This window comes from Streptomyces sp. HUAS MG56 (assembly GCF_058673395.1).
Genome location: NZ_CM178722.1, coordinates 8,747,457 through 8,769,777 on the forward strand (window position 1 = coordinate 8,747,457; position 22,321 = coordinate 8,769,777).

Below are 22,321 nucleotides of genomic sequence, written 5' to 3' on the forward strand. Positions count from 1 at the left end.
GAGACTTCAGCGACTTCAACGGAGACGACTGTCATGACCGAGAGCACCACCATCCGCTGGGAGCAGGACGACACCGGTGTCGTCACCCTCGTCCTGGACGACCCGAACCAGTCCGCGAACACCATGAACCAGGCGTTCCGCGCCTCCATCACGGCGATCGCCGACCGCGCGGAGGCCGAGAAGGACTCCATCCGCGGCGTCATCTACACCTCCGCCAAGAAGACCTTCTTCGCGGGCGGCGATCTCAAGGACATGATCAAGGCCGGTCCCGAGGACGCCCAGCAGGTCTTCGACAGCGCGACCGAGATCAAGAACGCGCTGCGCCGCATCGAGACCCTCGGCAAGCCGGTCGTCGCCGCCATCAACGGCGCGGCCCTCGGCGGCGGTTACGAGATCGCGCTCGCCTCCCACCACCGCATCGCCCTCGACGCCCCCGGCTCCAAGATCGGCCTGCCCGAGGTCACCCTCGGCCTGCTGCCCGCGGGCGGCGGCGTCACCCGCACCGTGCGCCTGATGGGCATCACGGACGCCCTGCTGAAGGTGCTGCTCCAGGGCACGCAGTACAACCCGCGCCGCGCCCAGGAGAACGGCCTGGTCCACGAGGTGGCCGCCACCCCGGAGGAGATGCTGGCCAAGGCCCGCGCCTTCATCGACGCGCACCCCGAGTCGCACCAGCCCTGGGACGTCCCGGGCTACCGGATCCCCGGCGGCACCCCCGCGAACCCGAAGTTCGCCGCCAACCTGCCCGCCTTCCCGGCCAACCTGCGCAAGCAGACGGCCGGCGCGCCCTACCCGGCCCCGCGCAACATCATGGCCGCCGCCGTCGAGGGCTCCCAGGTCGACTTCGAGACCGCGATCACCATCGAGACCCGCTACTTCACCGAACTGGTCACCGGCCAGACCGCGAAGAACATGATCCAGGCGTTCTTCTTCGACCTCCAGGCCGTCAACTCCGGCGCCAACCGCCCGAAGGGCGTCGAGTCCCGCACGGTCCGCAAGGTCGCCGTCCTCGGCGCCGGCATGATGGGCGCCGGCATCGCCTACTCCTGTGCCCGCGCGGGCATCGACGTCGTCCTGAAGGACGTCTCGGCGGAGGCCGCCGCCAAGGGCAAGGCCTACTCCGAGAAGCTGTGCGCCAAGGCCGTCGCCAAGGGCCGTACCAGCCAGGAGAAGGCGGACGCGCTGCTCGCCCGGATCACCCCGACCGGCGAGGCGGCCGACCTCGCGGGCTGCGACGCGGTGATCGAGGCCGTCTTCGAGGACACCGCGCTCAAGCACAAGGTGTTCCAGGAGATCGAGCCCGTCGTCGCACCCGACGCACTGCTCTGCTCCAACACCTCCACCCTGCCCATCACCACCCTCGCCGAGGGCGTGGAGCGCCAGGCCGACTTCATCGGGCTGCACTTCTTCTCGCCGGTCGACAAGATGCCGCTGGTCGAGATCATCAAGGGCGAGCGCACCGGCGACGAGGCCCTCGCCCGGGCCTTCGACCTGGTCCGGCAGATCAACAAGACACCGATCGTGGTCAACGACTCGCGTGGCTTCTTCACCTCGCGGGTGATCGGCCACTTCATCAACGAGGGCGTCGCCATGGTCGGCGAGGGCGTCGAGCCCGCCTCCGTCGAGCAGGCCGCCGCCCAGGCCGGCTACCCCGCGAAGGTGCTCTCGCTGATGGACGAGCTGACCCTCACCCTGCCGCGCAAGATCCGGAACGAGACGAAGCGGGCCGTGGAGGAGTCCGGCGGCACCTGGACCGCGCACCCGGCGGAGGCGGTCATCGACCGCATGGTCGACGAGTTCGGCCGCCCCGGACGCAGCGGCGGCGCCGGCTTCTACGACTACACCGAGGACGGCGGGCGCGCGGGGCTGTGGCCCGGCCTGCGCGAGCACTTCACGAAGCCCGGGCACGAGATCCCGTTCCGGGACATGCAGGAGCGGATGCTCTTCGCCGAGGCGCTCGACACCGTCCGGCTCCTGGAGGAGGGCGTCCTGACCTCGGTCGCCGACGCCAACATCGGCTCCATCCTCGGCATCGGCTTCCCCGGCTGGACCGGCGGTGTGCTCCAGTACATCAACGGCTACGACGGGGGCCTGCCCGGCTTCGTCACCCGCGCGCGGGAACTCGCCGAGACCTACGGCGACCGCTTCACCCCGCCCGCACTGCTCGTGGAAAAGGCGGACAAGGGGCAACGCTTCACCGACTGACCCCCGCCGCGGTCCGAACCCCGGCCCCAACGGGCGGCCGGGTCCCGACTGCCGGGACTCCGGCGGCCTGGGTTCCGGCTGTCTGGATTCCGGTGGTCCGGACTTCGGTGGCCTGGACTTCGACCGCCTGGACTCCAGCCGCCCGGGCCTCGGTCCGCCGAGTCTGGATCGGCCGGAGCCCCGGGGCCTGGATCGGCCGGAGCACGGATTGGCCCGAGCACGGATTGGCCCGAGCGCGGATTGGCCCGAGCTTGAATCGGCCGGGGCCCGGCCCGCCGGACTCCAGATCGTCTGGTCCGGGATTGTCTGGGCTCGGATCGCTTGGGCGCGCGGATTGTGTGGGCTCGGATCGTCCGGTCCCGGACCGATCGGGTGCGGAACCAGACGGGCTCCGGTGTCCCGGCTCCAGTGGCCCGGGCTCCGGTTGGCTGGATCATGATCGGCCGGGCACCTGGTCACCCGCCCCCGCCAGGGCCGCCTCGACCAGCCAGCCCTTGATCAGGCGTGCCCCGTTCAGCCAGGCCCCGACCCGGCCTGCCCCGACGAGCCTCCCCCCAACCAGGGCTGCCCCCAACCAAGGCCTGCCCCTGACCAGGCCCGGCCCCACCAGCCTGCCCCTGATCAGGTCGGCTCCGGTCCCGTCGGCTTCGGTGTGGTGGGATTCGAGACGCTGAGCCATTCGCGCAGTTCTTCCCGCAGGGAGCGCTGGAACGTCGTCAGGAGTGCCTGTACGACCAGGGGGTGCATGTGTGCCGACAGGGACTTCACGTCCCGGGTGGCGCGCTCGGCCACCTCGCCGCGGAAGAGCCGGGACAGCTCGCGGGCCGCGGCGCGCGAGTGCTCGACCAGCACCGTGCGCGCCGCGAGGATCGCCTCCTGAGAGAGCGGTACGTCGAGCAGTTGCACCCCGAGCCGGAGCAGCCCGGCATCGACCCGGAAGGTGCCGTCCGCCGTCTCGCGGACGACGTTCATCGCCGCCAGCCGCTCCACGTCCTCGGCGGACAGCGGCCGCCCGGCCCGCCGCTCCAGCTCCCGCCGGGCCACCGTGTCCACCGCGTCCGGCGCCCAGGACGCGACCACCGCGCGGTGAATGGCGAGGTCGTGCGGGGTGAGGTCGGCGGGCAGCTGCCGTACGTACCGCTCGATCGCCGCCAGCGTCATGCCCTGCTGCTGCAACTCCTCGATGAGGGCCAGCCGCGCCACGTGCCCGGGCCCGTACCGCCCGACCCGGCGCGGACCGATCACCGGCGGCGGGAGCAGCCCCTTGCTGCCGTAGAACCGGACGGTGCGGACCGTGACACCCGAGCGGGCGGCCAGCTCGTCGATGGTGAGGGTCGGCTCCCCGGTGTCGGTCGTCGCGTCGGTCGTCATGCGCAGCAGTATCGCTGTCTCACCAGGAGTGTGAAACCGGTGGTGAACATCGCGTGTCCTCCGAGTGGATCGTGTGAGAAGTAACGCTCTGTGATGTGGACCACCGCGTACCTGCGGATCTTTCTGGGAAGGTGCTGCCTTGGTCTGTGCCGCAACTCGACAGGGTGGTGCGGGCCTCGACCTGCACGACCCCCGGGCCCACGAGGCCCGGGCGCACCAGGAAGTGGAACCACCCGTGAGCAAGGAAGCCGTGGAATCGGCACAGGCCGCCGCCCCCCAGGTGGCCCAGAAGCCCGCGGACGCGGGCGACGCCGGTTACAGCAAGGACCTCAAGGCCCGCCACATCAACATGATCGCCATCGGCGGTGCCATCGGTACCGGCCTCCTCCTGGGAGCCGGTGGCCGACTGCACAACGCCGGCCCGGCACTGGCGCTGGCCTACCTGGTCTGCGGCGTCTTCGCCTTCTTCGTCGTGCGCGCCCTCGGCGAGCTCGTCCTGTACCGGCCGTCCTCCGGCTCCTTCGTGTCGTACGCGCGCGAGTTCCTCGGCGAGAAGGGCGCCTACGTCGCCGGCTGGATGTACTTCCTGAACTGGTCGACCACCGGCATCGCCGACATCACCGCGATCGCGCTCTACACGCACTACTGGAGCTTCTTCACCTCGATCCCGCAGTGGGTGCTGGCGCTGATCGCCCTCGCGGTGGTCCTGGCCGTGAACCTGATCTCGGTGAAGATCTTCGGCGAGATGGAGTTCTGGTTCGCGATCATCAAGGTCGCCACCATCGTCGGCTTCATGCTGATCAGCATTTTCCTGCTCGCCACCCAGCACAAGGTCGACGGCCACACCCCCGGCCTGAGCGTGATCAGCGACCACGGCGGCATCTTCCCGCACGGCCTGATGCCGGTCGTCCTGGTCATGCAGGGCGTGATCTTCGCGTACGCCGCGCTGGAGCTGGTCGGCGTGGCCGCCGGTGAGACCGCCGAGCCGGAGAAGATCGTCCCGCGCGCGGTGAACTCGATCATGTGGCGTGTCGGTCTGTTCTACGTCGGCTCGGTCGTCCTGCTCGCGCTGCTGCTGCCCGGCTCGGTGTACTCCGCCGACGAGAGCCCGTTCGTGACCGTTCTGTCCAAGATCGGTGTGCCGGCGGCCGGTGACGTCATGAACCTCGTCGTGCTGACGGCCGCCATGTCCTCGCTGAACTCCGGCCTGTACTCCACCGGCCGCATCCTGCGCTCGATGGCCATGGCGGGCTCGGCCCCCAAGTTCACCGCCAAGATGAGCCGCAGCCAGGTCCCCTACGGCGGCATCCTGCTGACCTGCGGGGTCTGCGTGCTCGGCGTCGGCCTGAACTACTTCGTGCCCAGCCAGGCCTTCGAGATCGTGCTGAACGTCGCCTCCCTCGGCATCATCAGCACCTGGGTGATCATCATGATCTGCCACATGGTCTTCGTCCGCCGCGCCCGCGCCGGCCTCGTGACCCGGCCGCACTTCCAGCTGAAGTTCAGCCCGGTCATCGAGATCGCCACCATCGCCTTCCTGCTGATCTGCCTCGGCATGATGTGGAACGACCCCGACGTCGGCCGGAAGACGATCCTGCTGATCCCGGTGATCGCCGTCATGCTCGTCGCCGGCTGGTTCGGCGTGCGCCGCCGGGTGTCCGCGAACGCCGAGACGGAACTCTCGCAGCTGACGAAGTAGCAGCTCAGGGCCACTGTCAGTGGCATCGCCTACGGTGGCGTCATGTCCGGGATCACATTCGTCCGGGGTGACGCCACCGTTCCGTCGGTCAAGGGCGCCGCACCTGGTCCCGGTACGACCACGGGGAGGCGGGGCATGACCTCACAGACCGGCGTGACGCGGACCGAGACGACGCACACCGGCACGACGGATGTGCTGGTGCTCGGCGGAGCCGGGGTGGACACGATCGTCCACGTCCCCGAGCTGCCGCTGCCGTACGCCGACAGTTACATGATCGACTCCGGGATCCGCACCCGCGCCGGGCAGACCGGCGACTTCGTCGCCGTGGGTCTCGCCGCCCTCGGCCTGCGCACCCACCACCTCGACCTGCTCGGCGACGACCCCGAGGGCGACCTCGTGCGCGCCCTGCACCGCGAGCACGGCATCGGGCTCACCGCGCTCCCGCAGCCCGCCGGGACCAGGCGCGCGGTCAACCTGGTCGGCCCGGACGGCCGCCGCCTGTCCCTGTACGACACCAGCCGTTCGCGCCCCGGCGACCGCTTCCCGGAGGAGACGCTGCGCGCGCTCGCCGCCGCGAGCCGGCACCTCCACGTGACCATCACCCAGCCCTGCGCCGAGGCACTGCCGGTGCTGACCGCGACGGGCGTGCCGCTCTCCACGGATCTGCACGACTGGGACGGCGAGAATCCGTACCACGAGCCGTTCGCGTACGCGGCCGACGTCGTCTTCCTGTCGGCTGCCGCCCTGGCCGACCCCGAGCGGACGCTGCGGCGCATCGCCGAGCGGGGCCGGGCCCGGACCGTCGTCGCCACCGCCGGTGCCGAGGGCGCGTACCTGCTGGCCGACGGCGAGCTGACCCGCGTGCCCGCCGAGACGCCGCCCGCGCCGGTGGTCGACTCCAACGGCGCGGGCGACGCCTTCGCCGCCGCGTTCCTCTACGGCCGCCTCGCCGGGGAGCCGCCGCAGACCTGCGCGCGCTACGGCGCGCTCGCGGGGGCCCACGCCTGCACGGTCCCGGCCTCCCGCACGGGGGCGCTGGGCCGGGACCAGTTGCTCAAGGCGGCGGCCGAGCCCAGACCCTGACGCGGCCCGGGATCAGTTCCCGTGGCCGCCGTGCGCCGCCTCGATCCTCTGCCACGACCTCGGCTGTGCCACCGTCACAGCCGTCGCGTCCGCCTTCACCAGCGACGCGGCGCGCGCCGCGGGCGCGGCCGGCTTCGACGGCTGGAAGAGCCAGGTGTCGAACAGCGCGGCAAGCGGCTTGCCGGACACCTGCTCGGCGTAGCGCTGGAAGTCGGCCACCGAGGCGTTGCCGTACGCGTGCTCCTGCGGCCAGCCCTTCAGGATGCGGAAGAACGCGTCGTCGCCGATCTCCTTGCGCAGCGCCTGGATGGCGAGGGCGCCCCGGTCGTAGACGGCGTCGTCGAACTGGTGGTCCGCGCCCGGGTCACCGGGCTTGACCGTCCAGAAGGCGTCGTCGGCGGGATGCGAGGCGTACACGTAGTCGGCGAGCTGCTGCGTGGTGCCCTCGCCCTCGTGCTCGGACCACAGCCACTGCGCGTACGTCGCGAAGCCCTCGTTGAGCCAGATGTCCTTCCAGTCCTTGAGCGACACGTCGTCGCCGTACCACTGGTGGGCCAGCTCGTGCACGACCACCGAGGCGTTGGCCCCCTTGGCGAACTGCTTCGGGCTGTAGTAGACGCGGCTCTGGGTCTCCAGCGCGTACCCGGTCGTGGTGTTCGGCACGTAACCGCCGGCCGTGCTGAACGGATACGGCCCGAAGTAGCCGCTCAGCCAGTCGACCAGCTCCCCGGTGCGCTCCACGCTGGCCCGCGCGGCCCCGTCGTTGTCGCCGAGGTCCTTGCTGTAGGCGTTGATGACCGGCACGCCACCGTCGGAGGTGCCGGTGGTGATGTCGAACCTGCCGATGGCGAGTGTGGCCAGATACGTCGCCTGCGGCTTGTTCTGCCGCCAGCTGTAGCGGGTCCAGCCCAGCTTCGAAGCCGTCGACTGGAGCGTGCCGTTGGAGATGACCTGGGTGCCGTCCGGCACGGCCACGGACACGTCGTAGGTGGCCTTGTCGCTCGGGTGGTCGTTGCTCGGGAACCACCACCAGGCGGCCTCGGGCTCGTCGGCGGCCACGGCGCCGTCGGGCGTGCGGTGCCAGGTGGTGAAGCCGTACGCGCTCTTCGTCGACGGCACCCCGCTGTAGCGGACGGTGACGGTGATCGGGGTGCCCTTGGCCAGCGGCGTCTTCGGCGTGACGACCAGTTCGTGCTGCTCGGCGTGCGTGAAGGCGGCCTTGGCGCCGTTGACCCGCACCTCGCTGACGTCCAGCAGGAAGTCCAGGTCGAAGCTGGACAGGTCCTGGGTGGTCTTCGCCAGGATCGTCGCCGTGCCCTGCAACTCGTCCGTCTTCGGCTGGTACTGCAGCCTGAGGTCGTAGTGCGAGACGTCGTACCCGCCGTTGCCGTAGTACGGGTAGTAGGGGTCGCCGATGCCCGGTGCGCCGGGGGTGTAGCTCGCGGCCGATGCCGGGATCGCCAGCAGGAGGGAGGCCGCCGCCAGTGCGCCCGGCGCGATGATTCTGCGGTGCACGTCAGCTCCAAGTCGTCGGGAGTGCAAGTGCGTTCGTGGGACATGCGTGGTGGATCTGTTCGGAGCCTATTCATTCCCTGTGCCCCCTGGCCTGTCCACGGTCCCCGCTGTCACACGATCGCCATTCAGCCGTCACGCGTCACCTGGGCCACCGTGGTGCCCTCTTCTGTCGGGGAGTTGACCGGGGTACCGTCCGCGCATGCCGAGACGTACGCGCTTCACGATCTGGAGACCGTTCGCGACAGCGGTCGCCGCCATCCTGACGGCCGCCTTCCTGACCCCGGCCGCCGCACAGGCCGCCGGCCCCGACAGCCGGGCCGCCCACGTGAGCCGGCCCGTCTACTCGTACGCCCATGCCGTCCGCGAGTCCGTCTGGGTGGACACGGGCCTCGACGGGGACGGCGACGGGAAGCCCGACCGGGTCGCCGCCGACATCGTCCGACCCGCCGAACCCGCCCGCGAGGGCCGCAAGGTGCCCGTCATCATGGACGCGAGCCCGTACTTCTCCTGCTGCGGACGCGGCAACGAGAGCCAGCTCAAGACGTACGACGCGCAGGGCCACGTCGTCCAGATGCCGCTGTTCTACGACAACTACTTCGTGCCGCGCGGCTACGCCTTCGTCGGCGTCGACCTCGCCGGCACCAACCGCTCCGACGGCTGCGTCGACGTCGGCGGGCGCTCCGACATCCAGTCCGCGAAGGCCGTGATCGACTGGCTGAACGGCCGCGCCAGGGCCTACACCAGCCGGACCGGCACACAGACCGTCAAGGCCACCTGGACCAACGGCAGAACGGGCATGATCGGCAAGAGCTGGGACGCCACGATTGCCAACGGCGTCGCCGCCACCGGCGTCCAGGGACTGAAGACCATCGTCCCGATCAGCGGCATCTCCTCCTGGTACGACTACTACTTCGCGCAGGGCGCCCCGCTGTACGACGGCGGCCCCGCCGACCTCGCCGGCGACGTCGAGAGCGACGCGGCGAAGGCCCACTGCGCGGCCGTGCAGAAGAAACTCACCGACGGCAGCCCGCGCAGCGGCGACTGGACGCCGCTGTGGACCGAGCGGGACTACGTCAAGGACGCGGCCGCGGTGCGCGCGAGCGTGTTCCTCGTGCACGGGATGCAGGACCTCAACGTCCGCACCAAGCACTTCGGCCAGTGGTGGGACGCCCTCGCGCAGCACGGGGTCGAGCGCAAGATCTGGCTCTCCCAGACCGGCCACGTCGACCCCTTCGACTACCGGCGCGGCGCCTGGGTCGACACCCTGCACCGCTGGTTCGACCATGAACTCCTCGGCTACGACAACGGCATCGACCGCGAGCCGATGGCCGACATCGAGCGCCACCCCGACCAGTGGGTGACCTCACGCGTCTGGCCCCCGCAGGGCACCCGCCCCGCCGCCCTGCACCCCGCCCCCGGCGCGCGGAACGGCGTCGGCACGCTCGGCCTGCGCCCGGCCGCCGGCACGGAGACCTTCACCGACGACCCGAAGCTGAGCGAGACCGACTGGGCGGCCCGTCTCACCACCCCCACCCCCGAGAAGGCCGGCTTCCTCACCGCACCGCTCACCCACGACCTGCGCCTGTCCGGGTCGTCCACGGTGACGGTGACCGCGACCCCGACCACCGCCTCGGCCCACCTGTCCGCCGTCCTGGTCGACCTCGGCCCGGACACCATCCGTGACTACGCCGACACCGCCGAGGGCATCACCACGCTGACCAACCGCACCTGCTGGGGCGAGAGCACGGCCGGGGACAGCGCCTGCTTCAAGGAGACCCGGGCCAGGACGGCCAAGGTCGACTACACCGTGTTCAGCCGCGGCTGGGCCGACCTCGGCCACCACGCCTCCCTCGGCAAGGGAGTTCCGCTCACCCCGGGCAGGGCCTACACGATGACCCTCGACCTCGCGGCCACCGACCACGTCGTCCCCGCGGGGCACCGCCTCGCACTGATCATCGCGGGCACGGACAAGGACCTCATCGACCCGCCGTCCACCCGGCCGGGCCTGACCGTCGCGCTGTCCGGTACGACGGCCCGCCTCCCGCTGGTGGGCGGCGCGGCGGCTTTCGCCCGGGCCACGTCGGGCTCCCCGGCCACGGCCACGGTTCCTGCAGCCCGGTCCCTGGAAGGGGTCCGCGCACCCCGGGCGGCCCAGCGCATCCCGGGGTAGCCGCGGCGTGCTCCTGCGCGCGGGGTGCCTGACCGTTGTCGGCGCCTCGCGGGCGCCGCGAACGGATGGGCTCAGGCGGCCGGAAACGCTAGTCCGGCCGCCTCCCGCGCGCACCCCCACGCCACCGTCACCCCGGCCCCGCCGTGCCCGTAGTTGTGCACCAGCACACGGCCGTCGGGAAGGGGCTGCCGTTCCAGCCGCACCGCGTCGCGGGCCGGCCGCAGCCCCACCCGGTGGCCGAGGACCCGCGCGCCCGCGATCCGAGGGCGGATCCGCGCGCAGCGGGCGACGATCGCCGCGGCGGTGGCCGGGTCCGGCTCCAGGGACCAGTCGTCCTCCTCCGCCGTACCGCCCAGCAGCAGGCCGTACGGCTGCGGGATGAAGTACGCCGAGTCGGCCCCGGAGTGCTCGACGGCGGTGAACCAGGTCGTCACCCCCGGGTTCGCCACGACGACCAGCTGCCCGCGCACCGGACGCACCTGCGGATCCGGTACCAGCGAACGGGCGCCCAGTCCCGTGCAGTTGACGACGACACCGGCGGGAACGGCCGTCAGATCGCTCACCTCGCGCCGCTCGACCGTCCCGCCCGCCTTCCCCAACCGCTCCCGCAGCCAGGCCAGATACACCGGCATGTCGATCACCGGCAGCCGCGCCGCCAGACCGTCCGGCACCTCCCGGAGCCCCGGCACCCGGCCGGCCCAGTCGCCCAGGTCGTCCAGCCGGGTCCCCTCGTGTACGCCGTCGACCAGGCGTACGCCCGTCTCCTCGGGGCGCCGCGCCTGCTCCGCGTACACGGCGAGGGACTCCAGTGCCCACGCGCCCGCCAGCCGCTCGGGTTCGATGCGGTACGGCCACCACAGGCCGCCCGCGACCGCCGAGGTCGTGTGCTCGGCGGGCTCCCGCGCCCACACCCGCACCCGCCGCCCGGACTCGGCCAGCAGCACGGCCGTCGTCAGCCCGGCGACCCCGTCCCCGACCACGATCACTTCGTCATTCGGCTCGTTGTCCACGCCTGGACGATAGAGCCTGCCCGGACGACCATGTCATGCTGCGATCGGATTCGTCCCGGTGTGGGGATACTCACCACATGTCTGCCGCATACGCGACCTTCGGCCTGGCACCGGCGACCCGCGCGGGCGGTGTCCTCGCCGACGGCCGCTACCAGGTCCACCGCGACTTCGTGGACTTCGTCGTGGACGGCCGTCCACTGCTCTTTCAGCTGTCCGACCTGGACGCGGTCTCCCCGCTCGCCTCGGACGTCCCGCCCGCCATCTTCACCGAGCAGGTGCGCGCGCTGCTGCTGGAGGCCGAACCGCCGCTCCCGGCCGGCCGGTTCGTCCTCTACGGCTGTCCCGAGTGCGAGGACCTGGCCTGCGGCGCGGTCACCGCCGTCATCGAGCGCGACGGCGAGGACTACGTCTGGCGGGACTTCGCCTGGCAGACGGACGAGCACGCCGACCTGGAGCGCAACGGCTATCCCGGCATGGGCCCGTTCCGGTTCCGCGGACCCGAGTACCGCGCCGCCCTGACCGCCCTGCGGGACGGCTGCGCCGCGCCCCGGCGCAGGGTGCTGCTGATCGGCGCCCGGGTGGCCGTCCTCGCCCGGCTGGCCGCCGCGCTGCGCACCATCGGCATCGGCGCCGACATCACCCAGGACGCGCGCGAGGTCACCGCCGAGGAACTGCGCGGCTACGGCGCGGTCGCCTTCGGCCGGGCGGTCGGCCCGGCCGAACGGGCCGCCGTGCTGCGGGCCTTCGAACAGGCCGGGGCCGAGGTCGCGGCGGTGGACGGACTCGCCCCGATCGTGCCGCTGCTCGTCGCCCAGATCGAGCACGCCCTCGGCCGCGGCCCGCTCCCGCGCCGCCCGCTGACCGCGCTGGCCGCGACCGGCACCACCGCGGACGTCGAGGTCGGCGCGGCATGCCGGGTGCGGATCACCGCGTACCGCCTCGACCGGCTGCACCGCACCCGCACCGAGGAGGTGTTCGACGGCGCCCTGGAGCCCGGCCGGCACCGGGTCCCGCTGGATCCACGGGCGGTCAGGGGCGAGGCGTACGTCGTCGCCCGGACGGCGGGGGACGTGCGCGCGGCGCCGGTCATCGGCGGGCGGGGCCGGCGGACCCGTTCCACGGCGACCGGCGGGAAACGCGGCTGAGACCGGGGCGCCGGGCGCATTAGGATCGGCGTCCTGATGACTGCCACCCTCGTCGCCAAGAACCTCGCCGCCGGGCACGGCGACCGCTCCCTCTTCTCCGGGCTCGACCTCGTCGTCGCGCCCGGCGACGTGATCGGGCTGGTCGGTGCCAACGGCGCGGGCAAGTCCACGCTGCTGAAGCTGCTCGCCGGGCTCGTCGCGCCCGAGCAGGGCGAGCTGCGGCTGTCCCCGCCGGCCGCGACCGTCGGCCATCTGCCGCAGGAGCCGGAGCGCAGGCCCGGGGAGACGGTCCGGGAGTTCCTCGCCCGCCGCACCGGCGTCGCCGAGGCCCAGCGCGTCATGGACGAGGCCACCCAGGCCCTGGTCGACGGGGCGCCCGGCGCCGACGACGCCTACGCGGTGGCCCTGGAGCGCTGGCTGGACCTGGGCGGCGCGGACCTGGACGAACGCGCGGAGGAGGTCGCCGACTCCCTCGGCCTCGCCGTCGGCCTCGACCAGCCGATGACCGCCCTCTCCGGCGGCCAGGCGGCCCGCGCCGGCCTCGCCTCGCTGCTGCTGTCCCGCTACGACGTCTTCCTCCTCGACGAACCGACGAACGACCTCGACCTCGACGGTCTGGACCGCCTCGAACGCTTCGTGACCGGCCTGCGCGCCGGCACGGTCGTCGTCAGCCACGACCGCGAGTTCCTCACCCGCACGGTCACCAAGGTCCTCGAACTCGACCTCGCCCAGCGGCAGATCAACCTCTACGGCGGCGGGTACGAGGCCTACCTGGAGGAGCGCGAGGTGGCCCGGCGGCACGCCCGCGACGACTACGAGGAGTACGAGGGGAAGAAGAGCGCCCTCCAGGACCGCGCGCAGATGCAGCGGTCCTGGATGGACAAGGGCGTGAAGAACGCCCGGCGCAAGGCGGGCAACGACAACGACAAGATCGGCCGCAAGTTCCGCAGCGAGGCCAGCGAGAAGCAGGCCGCCAAGGCCCGGCAGACCCAGCGCATGATCGAGCGCCTGGAGGTGGTCGAGGAGCCGCGCAAGGAGTGGGAGCTGCGGATGGAGATCGCCGCCGCCCCGCGCTCCGGCGCGGTCGTGGCGACCCTGCGCGACGCCGAGGTCCGGCGCGGCGGCTTCACCTTCGGGCCGGTGTCCCTCCAGATCGACTGGGCGGACCGGGTCGCGATCACCGGGGCCAACGGCGCCGGCAAGTCCACCCTGCTCGGCGCGCTGCTGGGCCGTGTCCCGCTCGACGCGGGCCACGCCGCCCTCGGCCCCGGCGTCCTGGTCGGCGAGGTCGACCAGGCCCGCGGGCTGTTCCACGGCCCCGAGACCCTGCTCGACGCCTTCTGCGCGGCCGTCCCGGACACCGAGCCGGTCGAGGTGCGCACCCTGCTCGCCAAGTTCGGGCTGAAGTCCGGCCATGTGCTGCGCCCGGCCGCGACCCTCTCCCCGGGCGAGCGCACCCGCGCCGCCCTCGCCCTGCTCCAGGGCCGGGGCGTCAACCTGCTGGTCCTGGACGAGCCGACGAACCACCTCGACCTGCCCGCCATCGAGCAACTGGAATCGGCCCTCGACTCCTACACCGGCACGCTCCTGCTCGTCACCCACGACCGCCGCATGCTGGACGCGGTCCGGGTGACCCGCCGCCTGGAGGTGGCGGACGGGAAGATGACAGAGCGCTAGCACCCCGTCGGATCACGTCGCGGGCGTTCCGGGACGCACGAAGGCGCCCTCCGGGGCGGAGGGCGCCTTGTCAGCCGACCGGGACGGATGGGTGGGTGGGAAAACCCGTCCCCCGGCCGAAGCCCCGCAGGGTCAGCGCTTCTTCGGGTCGAGCAGACCCGCGCGGCGCAGCGCGTCGGCCATGGCGCTGTTCGCCGGGGCCGGCGCCTGCCGTCCGCCCCGGTCGCCGCCGCCCCGGCCCTGCCGCTGGCCCTGCGCCTGGCCGCCGCCCTGCCGCTGCTGGGGCGGCCGGCCGCCGCCGCGCTGCTGGCGTCCGCCGCCCTGGCCCTGACCGCCCTGCGGGGCCGCCTCGTCGTCCAGGCGCAGGGTCAGCCCGATCCGCTTGCGCGGGATGTCCACGTCCAGGACCTTCACCTTGACGATGTCCCCGGGCTTGACGACGTCCCGCGGGTCCTTGACGAAGGTCTTCGACATCGCGGAGACGTGCACCAGCCCGTCCTGGTGGACGCCGACGTCCACGAACGCGCCGAAGGCCGCCACGTTCGTCACCACGCCCTCCAGGATCATCCCGGCGGACAGGTCGGAGATCTTCTCGACGCCCTCCTTGAAGGTGGCCGTCTTGAACGCCGGACGCGGGTCGCGGCCCGGCTTCTCCAGCTCCTTGAGGATGTCGGTGACCGTCGGCAGACCGAAGGTGTCGTCCACGAAGTCGGCGGGCCGCAGCGAGCGCAGCGCGCCCGTGTTGCCGATGAGGGACGCCACCTCCTGGCCGCTGGTCTTCACCATGCGGCGCACCACCGGGTACGCCTCGGGGTGCACGCTGGAGGCGTCCAGCGGGTCGGCGCCGCCGCGGATGCGCAGGAAGCCCGCGCACTGCTCGTACGCCTTCGGGCCGAGCCGCGCCACGTTCTTCAGCTCCGCGCGGGAGGTGAAGGGGCCGTTGGCGTCGCGGTGCGCCACGATGTTCTCGGCGAGGCCCGAGGAGATGCCCGACACCCGCGAAAGCAGCGGTGCGGACGCGGTGTTGACGTCCACCCCGACGCCGTTCACACAGTCCTCGACCACCGCGTCCAGCGAGCGGGACAGCTTCACCTCGGACAGGTCGTGCTGGTACTGGCCGACGCCGATCGACTTGGGGTCGATCTTGACCAGCTCGGCGAGCGGGTCCTGGAGCCTGCGGGCGATCGACACGGCGCCGCGCAGCGACACGTCCATGTCGGGCAGCTCCTGGGAGGCGAACGCGGAGGCCGAGTACACGGACGCGCCGGCCTCGGACACCATCACCTTGGTGAGCTTCAACTCCGGGTGCCTGGTGATGAGTTCACCGGCGAGCTTGTCGGTCTCGCGGGACGCCGTGCCGTTGCCGATCGCGATCAGGTCGACCGCGTGCTCCTGGGCGAGCCGGGCCAGCTTGGCGAGGGCCTCGTCCCACTTGTTGGCCGGGACGTGGGGGTAGATCACGTCCGTGGCGACCACCTTGCCGGTCGCGTCGACCACGGCGACCTTCACACCCGTACGGAAACCGGGGTCCAGGCCGAGCGTCGCACGCGTGCCGGCCGGGGCTGCCAGCAGCAGGTCGCGCAGGTTCGCCGCGAAGACGTTCACCGCCTCGTCCTCCGCGGCCGTGCGCAGCCGCAGCCGCAGGTCGATGCCGAGGTGGACCAGGATGCGGGTGCGCCAGGCCCAGCGGACCGTGTCCGACAGCCACTTGTCGGCCGGGCGGCCCCGGTCGGCGATCGCGAACCGGTGCGCGACGATGCCCTCGTACGACGACGGGCCGGGCTGCTCGCCCGGCTCCTCCGGCTCCAGGACGAGGTCGAGGACCTCCTCCTTCTCGCCGCGCAGCATCGCGAGGATCCGGTGCGAGGGCAGCTCGGTGAACGGCTCGGCGAAGTCGAAGTAGTCGGCGAACTTGGCGCCCGCCTCCTCCTTGCCGTCGCGCACCTTCGCGGCCAGCCGCCCGCGCACCCACATGCGCTCGCGCAGCTCGCCGATCAGGTCGGCGTCCTCCGAGAACCGCTCGGTGAGGATCGCCCGCGCGCCGTCCAGCGCGGCCTGCGGGTCGGCGACGCCCTTGCCGGCGTCCACGAACGCGGCGGCCGCCGCCAGCGGATCCACCGACGGATCGCCCAGCAGGCCCTCGGCCAGCGGCTCCAGCCCCGCCTCACGCGCGATCTGTGCCTTCGTGCGCCGCTTGGGCTTGTACGGGAGGTAGATGTCCTCCAGTCGCGCCTTGGTCTCGGCGCCGCGGATCCGCGCCTCCAGCTCGTCGGTGAGCTTGCCCTGCTCGCGCACCGACTCCAGGATCGCGGCCCGCCGTTCCTCCAGCTCCCGCAGGTAGCGCAGCCGCTCCTCGACCGTGCGCAACTGCGCGTCGTCGAGCATCTCGGTCGCTTCCTTGCGGTAGCGGGCGATGAAGGGCACCGTCGAACCGCCGTCGAGCAGCTCCACCGCGGCCTTCACCTGCCGCTCCCGTACGCCGAGCTCCTCGGCGATCCTGCCTTCGATGGATCCCACGCTGATGGATCCGCTGGACCCGGGTGTCGTCACGATCCCGTACCGCCTTCTCCACTGAGGTTGCGCGGCAATTGTGGCAGGTGGCACCGACAACCGGCGGTCAGGGCGGTCCACCGGCGGGCCGCGGATCCCCGCACGGGACCCCGACGATGGCAGAAAAGGTGGGAAACTCGTCATTGCAGCCATGACCCGGGGCGGCGAAGACTGGGGGACATGCCGCAGCGCACGCTCCTCTTCGTCCTCTTCGACGGCGTCCAGAGCCTCGACGTCACCGGCCCGATGGAGGTGTTCGCCGGCGCCGAGAACCACACGCCGGGGTCGTACCGGATCCGCACCGCCTCCCTCGACGGCGGTCCGGTGCGTACGTCCAGTGGCCTGACCCTCGTCCCCGACGGGGCGCTCACCGCGGCGTCCGACCCGCACACCCTGGTGGTCCCCGGCGGCGCGGGCACCCGCGCGCCCGACGAGCGGCTGATCGACTGGCTGCGCGCCCACGGCCCGCGCGCCCGGCGCCTGGTCTCCGTGTGCACCGGCGCGATCCTGCTCGCCGCGGCCGGACTGCTCGACGGCCGCCGGGCGACGACCCACTGGGCCTACTGCGACAAGCTCGCCCGGGACCACCCGGCGGTCACCGTGGAACCGGAGCCCATCTACGTCCGGGACGCAGAGGTCGCCACCTCGGCGGGGGTGACCTCCGGCATCGATCTCGCGCTGGCCCTGGTCGAGGAGGACCTGGACCGGGACGTCGCCCTCGACATCGCCCGGCGCCTGGTGGTCTTCCTGCGCCGGCCCGGCAACCAGGCGCAGTTCAGCGCCCAGTTGGCGGCCCAGACGGCGCAGCGCGCGCCGCTGCGGGAGGTCCAGCGGTGGATCACCGAGCACCCGGCCGGCGACCTGACGGTCGACTCGCTCGCCGCGCGGGCCCGGCTCTCGCCGCGCCACTTCGCGCGCGCGTTCCGCGAGGAGACGGGCCTGACCCCCGGCCGCTACGTCGACCGCGTCCGCCTCGAACACGCCCGCCGCCTCCTGGAGGACACCACCGACGGCATCGAGGAGATCGCCCGCGCCGGCGGCTACGGCACCCCCGAGGCCATGCGCCGGGCCTTCCTGCGCGCCCTCGGCACACCCCCCGCGGAGTACCGCAGGCGCTTCCGCCCGGCCCCGGCCCGCTGACCGCCCGGAACACCCACCGAAGGAGATCACCGTGCAGATCGTCCTGGTCGTCTACGACCGCTTCACCGCCCTGGACGTCGTCGGACCCTACGAGATCCTCAGCCGGCTGCCGGACGCACAGCTCGCCTTCGTCGCCGAGCGGCCCGGCCCCGTCAGCACCGACACCGGGTTCCTCGCCGTCACCGCCGACCGGGCCCTGGACGAGGTGCCGCACCCGGACCTCCTGGTGGTCTCCGGCGGGCCCGGCACCAGGGCCCAGCTGGAGAACCCCGCCCTGCTCGACTGGCTGCGCGCCGCCGACGCGGCGAGCACCTGGACGACCTCGGTCTGCTCGGGCTCGCTGCTGCTCGCCGCCGCGGGACTGCTGCGCGGCCGCCGCGCGACCAGCCACTGGAGCGCCCTGGAGGTGCTGGCGGAGTTCGGCGCCGAACCGACCGGGGAGCGGGTGGTGACCGACGGCAAGTACGTCACCGCCGCCGGGGTCTCCGCCGGAATCGACATGGCGCTCACCCTGACCGGCCGGATCGCGGGCGACGAACACGCCCAGGCCGTCCAGCTGCTGACGGAGTACGACCCCCGGCCGCCGTACGACGCCGGTTCCCCGGACAAGGCGCCCGCGCACCTCGTCGAGGAGCTCCGCACGGGCGGCCGGTTCAGCCTGACGCAGCCGCGCTCCAGGTGAAACGGGGCGGGCGGCGCTCCAGGAACGCGGCGACCCCCTCCGCGCTGTCGGGGTTGCCGCGCGCCTGCTCGGCCCAGTGGCCGTCCCGGTCCGTCCGGCCGTCGGCGAACTCCTTCGCGGCGGCCTGCGTCAACTGTGAGCGGGAGACCAGGATCCCGGTCAACTCCGCCACCCGCTTGTCCAGTTCGCCGTCCGGCAGCACCTCGTCCACGAGCCCGGTGGCGAGCGCCCGCCCGGCGTCGATCAACTCGGCCGTGTACAGCAGGTACTTGGCGGTACCCGGGCCGACGAGCGAGACCAGCCTGCGGGTCGAGGAGGCCGGGTAGACGATGCCGAGCCGCGCCGGGGTCACCCCGAACAGCGCGCTCTGCTCCGCCAGCCGCAGATCGCAGGCCGCCGCGAGCTGCGCACCGCCGCCCACACAGTGCCCGCGCACCGCGGCCACGGCCGGCTTCGGAAACGCCGCGAGCGCCTCCTCGGCCGCCACGGCGAGCGTCTGCGCCTCCTGCGGCGAGCCCCGCAGCGTGCTGATGTCCGCGCCCGCGCAGAAGGTCCCCCCCTCCCCGGTCAGCACCAGCGCCCGCACCCCCGGATCCCGCGCGAAGGCGTCCAGCAGCGGGGGCAGCGCCCGCCACATCGCGGCGGTCATGGCGTTGCGCTTGGCCGGGTGACGGATGACGACGGTGGCGACGGCGCCTTCGACGTGGTGCGACAGCTGGGGCTCCATGGGCGGGATGCTATGCGCCGGTGCGCGTCACAGCGCACCCCACCCCCGGGGAAAAATGGGGAAAAATAAGGAGAGACCTGGGTAAATAGTGTCGTGAGGGTGCGAGGGAGGCTGTGATGGCCGGAGCCAGGAAGCGGAAGGACAGCGCGACGAGCCTGCGCCGTGGTTTCGGCCTGCTCGCGGCGCTCGGCGTGATCCTCGTCCTCGCCGGACTCGTCGGACTCCTCTACACCGCCGTCGCCACCCTGACCTCGATGCTGCTGTTCGGCTGGCTCCTGCTGACCGGCGGGATCGTCGGCCTCGCGCACGCGGTCCAGGCCCGCGGCACCAGCTACTTCTGGCTGGGCGTCATCGTGGCCGCCCTGAACATCGCGGCCGGCGTCGTCGTCATCCGCCTGCCCCACGCCACGGCCGCCGCCCTCACCATGTTCGCCGCCCTGCTGTTCCTCACCGCAGGCATCTTCCGGCTGGCCGGCGGCCTGGTCGTCCGCGGGCCGCAGCTGGGCTGGACGCTCCTCCTCGGAGCCTTCGACCTGCTGCTCGGGATCCTGGTCCTCGGCTCCTGGCCGAGCAGCAGTCAGTACGTGATCGGCACGTTCTTCTCGCTGTCCCTGCTCTTCGACGGCCTCGGTCTCGTGGCCACCGGCTACGGCGGTCGCCGTGTCGTGGGGCTCGTCTCGGGGAAGGGCGGACCCAAACCCGTACAACCCGAATAGTTCGCGAAGCGGCGCCCGGAGGGACAGGAAACAGTCCCACACGTGACCGGGTCATACGCACTCGGTCACAAAGCGCTCGATACCCGCTGACTTGTGTTCAGGTATCCGGCCCGGAGCGGATCGTTACCAACACTCGACGTGTGGTGACAATCGAGCGCGAGGGTGGCGACCGGACGATGGACAACCACGGGCGCGGGGACGTCCCGGGCCCAGCGGGGGGCGCCGAGCGCCCGCCCGATCCACTGCCGTACGAGGGCGTCTGGCGGTTCACCGCTCCGGCCGTGGACGCCTCGGTCCCGCAGGCCCGGCACGCTGTGCAGGACCTGCTGCTGCGCCAGGGCGTACCGGTCTCCGACGAGCTGGAGTACGGCCTGCTGCTGATCGTGTCCGAGCTGGTCACCAACGCGGTCCGGCACGCGGCGCTGCTGTCGCCGATGCTGGCCGTGGAGGTCGCCGTCGGAGCCGAGTGGGTGCGGGTGTCCGTGGAGGACAACCACCCCTACCGGCCGACCGCCCTGGAGGCCGACCACGGCCGGACCGGCGGCCGGGGCCTGCTGCTGGTCCGCGAGGTGGCCCGGGAGGCGGGCGGCGCCGTCGACGTGGAGCACACCGCGAGCGGCGGCAAGGTGATCTGGGCCGCCCTGCCGCTCAAGCCCGCGACACTGCCGTAGCGCTGAACCGGCGTGCCGCTCACCGGGCCGCAGAGGAGGTCACCAGCCCGCGGACGGGCCGGTCAGCTCCCTGATCGCCGGGCGGGCGGCGTCCAGCACGGTCATGAACCAGGCCGAGAACGGGTCGCGGGCATGCCGCTCCGCCAGCTCGGCCGCCGTCACGAAGGCGGCCTCGGCGACCTCGTCCGCGTCCGGCGCGAGCGGTGCCTGCACCAGGCCGACGAACAGGTGGTTGAACTCCTGCTCCACCAGGCCCGAGGCAGGGTCCGGGTGGTTGTAGCGGACCGTGCCGGCCTCCGCGAGCAGCGAGGGGGACACCCCCAGCTCCTCGAAGGTGCGCCGGGCCGCCGCCGCGAACGGCGCCTCACCGGGGTACGGGTGACCGCAGCAGGTGTTGGACCACACGCCGGGGGAGTGGTACTTGCCGAGCGCCCGCTGCTGGAGCAGAAGCCTGCCCTGCTCGTCGAAGAGGAAGACCGAGAACGCGCGGTGCAGCTGCCCCGGGGGCTGGTGGGCGGCGAGCTTCTCCGCCGTGCCGATCGTCACACCCTTCTCGTCGACCAGTTCCAGCAAAATCTGCTCTGCGGTGCCCGTCGACGAGCTGTGCGTCGCGGTGGCAGGTGTGATCGGCATACCCATCCTTCGCCTCGTTCTTCGCACCCCAAGTCTGCCGTACGAATCCGGCACTCCCGGCACTTCCCCGCACGTCCGCGCGCGGCGCCGTACCGGGACGGGGACCCGGTAGATCATCGTGCCCGGCAGGCCGCGCCCGGAACCGCCCGCCAGGGCGAACGCCCGTACTGATGTTCAGTGGCACAGGCGTGCCTCGTGCTCCGCGTGCCCGCCGCACACCGCGAGCAGCGCGTGGCCCCACGGGTGGGGGGTATGGGGCAACGCGGTACGTCAGCTGCCGTGGTGGAGCTGCCAGCCCTGCCAGGCCGAGGCGACCATCTCCCGTACGTCGCGCCGGGCCCGCCAGTCCAGTTCGCGGGCGGCGCGCTCGGCGGAGGCGACCGCGCGGGGCGCGTCGCCCGGGCGGCGCGCTTCGGTCACCGGCGCGCGGCGGTCCCCGGTGACCTCGCCGACGACCGTGATCAGCTCGCGCACCGAGACGCCCTCGCCGCGCCCGATGTTCAGCGTCAGGTCGCCCGCCGCGCCCTCCCCGCGGAGCCGGCGTGCCGCCGCCAGGTGGGCCTCGGCCAGATCGGCCACGTGGATGTAGTCCCGCACGCAGGTGCCGTCCGGCGTCGGATAGTCGTCGCCGAAGATCCGCGGGGCCTCGTCGCGGGTGAGCCGGTCGAAGACCATCGGGACGATGTTGAACACGCCCGTGTCCGCCAGTTCCGGCGCCGCGGCGCCCGCCACGTTGAAGTACCGCAGGCACACCGTGGAGATGCCGTACGCCGCTCCCGCCGCCCGCACCAGCCACTCCCCGGCCAGCTTGGTCTCGCCGTAGGGGTTCACCGGGGCGCAGGGCGTGTCCTCGGTGATCAGGTCCACGTCCGGGTTGCCGTACACGGCCGCCGAGGAGGAGAACAGCAGCCGCCGGATGCCGGCCCGGGCGACCGCGTCCAGCAGCGTGCCGAGGCCGCCCACGTTCTCCCGGTAGTAGCGGGTCGGCTCGGCCACCGACTCCGCGACCTGCTTGCGCGCCGCGAGATGGACGACGCCCGTGACGTCGTACTCCCGCAGGACCCGGGTCAGCCGGTCCCCGTCCAGTGTCGAGCCCTCGACGAGCGGGACGTCGGCGGGCAGCCGCGCCGGCACCGCGGCCGACAGGTCGTCCAACGCCACGACACGCTCCCCGGCGTCCGTCATGGCCCGCGCCACATGCGCCCCGATGTATCCGGCTCCGCCGGTGATCAGCCACGTCATGGTCGCCCAGCCTAGGCCGATCGCCCGCGTGTCTCCTTTGCCAGGGCTTACCCGGGTCTGCGCCGCCGGGTTTGTGGGCGGGCCC

General features: G+C 72.5%; 17 protein-coding genes. 10 read left to right on the plus strand and 7 right to left on the minus strand.

Going from position 1 to position 22,321, the window contains the following annotated elements; translation table 11 throughout:
• Nucleotides 1–33: 33 nt before the first annotated feature.
• Nucleotides 34–2,205 carry a 3-hydroxyacyl-CoA dehydrogenase NAD-binding domain-containing protein gene (locus AC4OXY_RS40440; protein ID WP_491992214.1) on the plus strand — a complete coding sequence of 724 codons (2,172 nt, stop codon included), beginning with the start codon at nucleotides 34–36 and terminating at the stop codon, nucleotides 2,203–2,205.
• Nucleotides 2,206–2,826: 621 nt separating this feature from the next.
• Here AC4OXY_RS40440 and AC4OXY_RS40445 read toward each other — a convergent pair.
• Nucleotides 2,827–3,576 carry a MerR family transcriptional regulator gene (locus AC4OXY_RS40445; RefSeq protein WP_356028300.1) on the minus strand — a complete coding sequence of 250 codons (750 nt, stop codon included), beginning with the start codon at nucleotides 3,574–3,576 and terminating at the stop codon, nucleotides 2,827–2,829.
• Nucleotides 3,577–3,811: 235 nt separating this feature from the next.
• Here AC4OXY_RS40445 and AC4OXY_RS40450 point away from each other — a divergent pair, with 235 nt between their 5' ends.
• Both AC4OXY_RS40450 and AC4OXY_RS40455 read left to right on the plus strand, forming a co-directional pair.
• Nucleotides 3,812–5,275 (plus strand): amino acid permease, encoded by a 1,464-nt coding sequence (locus AC4OXY_RS40450; protein ID WP_362821742.1) that lies wholly within the window; start codon nucleotides 3,812–3,814, stop codon nucleotides 5,273–5,275.
• A gap of 135 nt (nucleotides 5,276–5,410) precedes the next feature.
• A complete protein-coding gene (locus AC4OXY_RS40455) occupies nucleotides 5,411–6,358 on the plus strand; it encodes an adenosine kinase (protein ID WP_356028305.1) in 948 nt (315 codons plus the stop codon).
• A gap of 12 nt (nucleotides 6,359–6,370) precedes the next feature.
• Here the strand turns inward: AC4OXY_RS40455 and AC4OXY_RS40460 are convergent, their stop codons facing one another.
• The gene (locus AC4OXY_RS40460; protein ID WP_491992215.1) at nucleotides 6,371–7,873 is read right to left on the minus strand and encodes a M1 family metallopeptidase; all 1,503 of its coding nucleotides are present in this window, start codon (nucleotides 7,871–7,873) and stop codon (nucleotides 6,371–6,373) included.
• A gap of 199 nt (nucleotides 7,874–8,072) precedes the next feature.
• On the opposite strand from AC4OXY_RS40460, the gene AC4OXY_RS40465 reads away from it, so the two are divergent.
• Nucleotides 8,073–10,043, plus strand: coding sequence for a Xaa-Pro dipeptidyl-peptidase (locus AC4OXY_RS40465; RefSeq protein ID WP_491992216.1), 1,971 nt, complete (start codon nucleotides 8,073–8,075; stop codon nucleotides 10,041–10,043).
• A 71-nt stretch (nucleotides 10,044–10,114) separates the two neighbouring features.
• On the opposite strand, the gene AC4OXY_RS40470 is transcribed toward AC4OXY_RS40465, so the two are convergent.
• Entirely contained in the window at nucleotides 10,115–11,029 is a 915-nt protein-coding gene (locus tag AC4OXY_RS40470) for an FAD-dependent oxidoreductase (RefSeq protein ID WP_491994719.1), read from the minus strand.
• 101 nt (nucleotides 11,030–11,130) lie between these two features.
• Here AC4OXY_RS40470 and AC4OXY_RS40475 point away from each other — a divergent pair, with 101 nt between their 5' ends.
• Nucleotides 11,131–12,198: an oxidoreductase gene (locus tag AC4OXY_RS40475; RefSeq protein ID WP_356028315.1), complete on the plus strand. Its 1,068-nt coding sequence runs from the start codon at nucleotides 11,131–11,133 to the stop codon at nucleotides 12,196–12,198.
• A gap of 36 nt (nucleotides 12,199–12,234) precedes the next feature.
• Nucleotides 12,235–13,875: an ABC-F family ATP-binding cassette domain-containing protein gene (locus AC4OXY_RS40480; RefSeq protein WP_356028317.1), complete on the plus strand. Its 1,641-nt coding sequence runs from the start codon at nucleotides 12,235–12,237 to the stop codon at nucleotides 13,873–13,875.
• A 132-nt stretch (nucleotides 13,876–14,007) separates the two neighbouring features.
• On the opposite strand, the gene AC4OXY_RS40485 is transcribed toward AC4OXY_RS40480, so the two are convergent.
• Nucleotides 14,008–16,425, minus strand: a complete 2,418-nt coding sequence (locus AC4OXY_RS40485) for a Tex family protein (protein ID WP_491992217.1) — start codon at nucleotides 16,423–16,425, stop codon at nucleotides 14,008–14,010.
• A 180-nt stretch (nucleotides 16,426–16,605) separates the two neighbouring features.
• On the opposite strand from AC4OXY_RS40485, the gene AC4OXY_RS40490 reads away from it, so the two are divergent.
• Together AC4OXY_RS40490 and AC4OXY_RS40495 are read left to right on the plus strand one after the other, a co-directional pair.
• Nucleotides 16,606–17,565: a GlxA family transcriptional regulator gene (locus tag AC4OXY_RS40490; RefSeq protein WP_491992218.1), complete on the plus strand. Its 960-nt coding sequence runs from the start codon at nucleotides 16,606–16,608 to the stop codon at nucleotides 17,563–17,565.
• Between the two features lie 31 nt (nucleotides 17,566–17,596).
• Nucleotides 17,597–18,247: a DJ-1/PfpI family protein gene (locus tag AC4OXY_RS40495; RefSeq protein ID WP_491992219.1), complete on the plus strand. Its 651-nt coding sequence runs from the start codon at nucleotides 17,597–17,599 to the stop codon at nucleotides 18,245–18,247.
• Here the strand turns inward: AC4OXY_RS40495 and AC4OXY_RS40500 are convergent.
• Entirely contained in the window at nucleotides 18,219–18,974 is a 756-nt protein-coding gene (locus tag AC4OXY_RS40500; RefSeq protein ID WP_356028327.1) for an enoyl-CoA hydratase/isomerase family protein, read from the minus strand. The two genes, AC4OXY_RS40495 and AC4OXY_RS40500, sit on opposite strands and share 29 nt — an antisense overlap.
• 116 nt (nucleotides 18,975–19,090) lie before the next feature.
• Here AC4OXY_RS40500 and AC4OXY_RS40505 point away from each other — a divergent pair, with 116 nt between their 5' ends.
• Both AC4OXY_RS40505 and AC4OXY_RS40510 read left to right on the plus strand, forming a co-directional pair.
• On the plus strand, nucleotides 19,091–19,690 hold the full coding sequence (locus AC4OXY_RS40505; RefSeq protein WP_356028330.1) for an HdeD family acid-resistance protein: 600 nt from the start codon (nucleotides 19,091–19,093) through the stop codon (nucleotides 19,688–19,690).
• A 176-nt stretch (nucleotides 19,691–19,866) separates the two neighbouring features.
• Nucleotides 19,867–20,361 carry an ATP-binding protein gene (locus AC4OXY_RS40510; RefSeq protein WP_356028552.1) on the plus strand — a complete coding sequence of 165 codons (495 nt, stop codon included), beginning with the start codon at nucleotides 19,867–19,869 and terminating at the stop codon, nucleotides 20,359–20,361.
• A 39-nt stretch (nucleotides 20,362–20,400) separates the two neighbouring features.
• Here the strand turns inward: AC4OXY_RS40510 and idi are convergent, their stop codons facing one another.
• Together idi and galE are read right to left on the minus strand one after the other, a co-directional pair.
• A complete protein-coding gene (gene idi / locus AC4OXY_RS40515) occupies nucleotides 20,401–20,994 on the minus strand; it encodes an isopentenyl-diphosphate Delta-isomerase (protein WP_356028333.1) in 594 nt (197 codons plus the stop codon).
• A gap of 270 nt (nucleotides 20,995–21,264) precedes the next feature.
• Nucleotides 21,265–22,236, minus strand: coding sequence for a UDP-glucose 4-epimerase GalE (gene galE / locus AC4OXY_RS40520; RefSeq protein ID WP_491992220.1), 972 nt, complete (start codon nucleotides 22,234–22,236; stop codon nucleotides 21,265–21,267).
• Between the last annotated feature and the right edge of the window lie 85 nt (nucleotides 22,237–22,321).

Excerpts from the sequence above, each read along its gene's own strand:
- AC4OXY_RS40440 (WP_491992214.1), top strand. The coding sequence starts at position 34 with ATGACCGAGAGCACCACCATCCGCTGGGAGCAGGACGACACCGGTGTC.
- AC4OXY_RS40445 (WP_356028300.1), bottom strand. The coding sequence starts at position 3,576 with ATGACGACCGACGCGACGACCGACACCGGGGAGCCGACCCTCACCATC.
- AC4OXY_RS40455 (WP_356028305.1), top strand. The coding sequence starts at position 5,411 with ATGACCTCACAGACCGGCGTGACGCGGACCGAGACGACGCACACCGGC.
- AC4OXY_RS40465 (WP_491992216.1), top strand. The coding sequence starts at position 8,073 with ATGCCGAGACGTACGCGCTTCACGATCTGGAGACCGTTCGCGACAGCG.
- AC4OXY_RS40475 (WP_356028315.1), top strand. The coding sequence starts at position 11,131 with ATGTCTGCCGCATACGCGACCTTCGGCCTGGCACCGGCGACCCGCGCG.
- AC4OXY_RS40480 (WP_356028317.1), top strand. The coding sequence starts at position 12,235 with ATGACTGCCACCCTCGTCGCCAAGAACCTCGCCGCCGGGCACGGCGAC.
- AC4OXY_RS40490 (WP_491992218.1), top strand. The coding sequence starts at position 16,606 with ATGCCGCAGCGCACGCTCCTCTTCGTCCTCTTCGACGGCGTCCAGAGC.
- AC4OXY_RS40500 (WP_356028327.1), bottom strand. The coding sequence starts at position 18,974 with ATGGAGCCCCAGCTGTCGCACCACGTCGAAGGCGCCGTCGCCACCGTC.
- AC4OXY_RS40505 (WP_356028330.1), top strand. The coding sequence starts at position 19,091 with ATGGCCGGAGCCAGGAAGCGGAAGGACAGCGCGACGAGCCTGCGCCGT.
- AC4OXY_RS40510 (WP_356028552.1), top strand. The coding sequence starts at position 19,867 with ATGGACAACCACGGGCGCGGGGACGTCCCGGGCCCAGCGGGGGGCGCC.
- idi (WP_356028333.1), bottom strand. The coding sequence starts at position 20,994 with ATGCCGATCACACCTGCCACCGCGACGCACAGCTCGTCGACGGGCACC.
- galE (WP_491992220.1), bottom strand. The coding sequence starts at position 22,236 with ATGACGTGGCTGATCACCGGCGGAGCCGGATACATCGGGGCGCATGTG.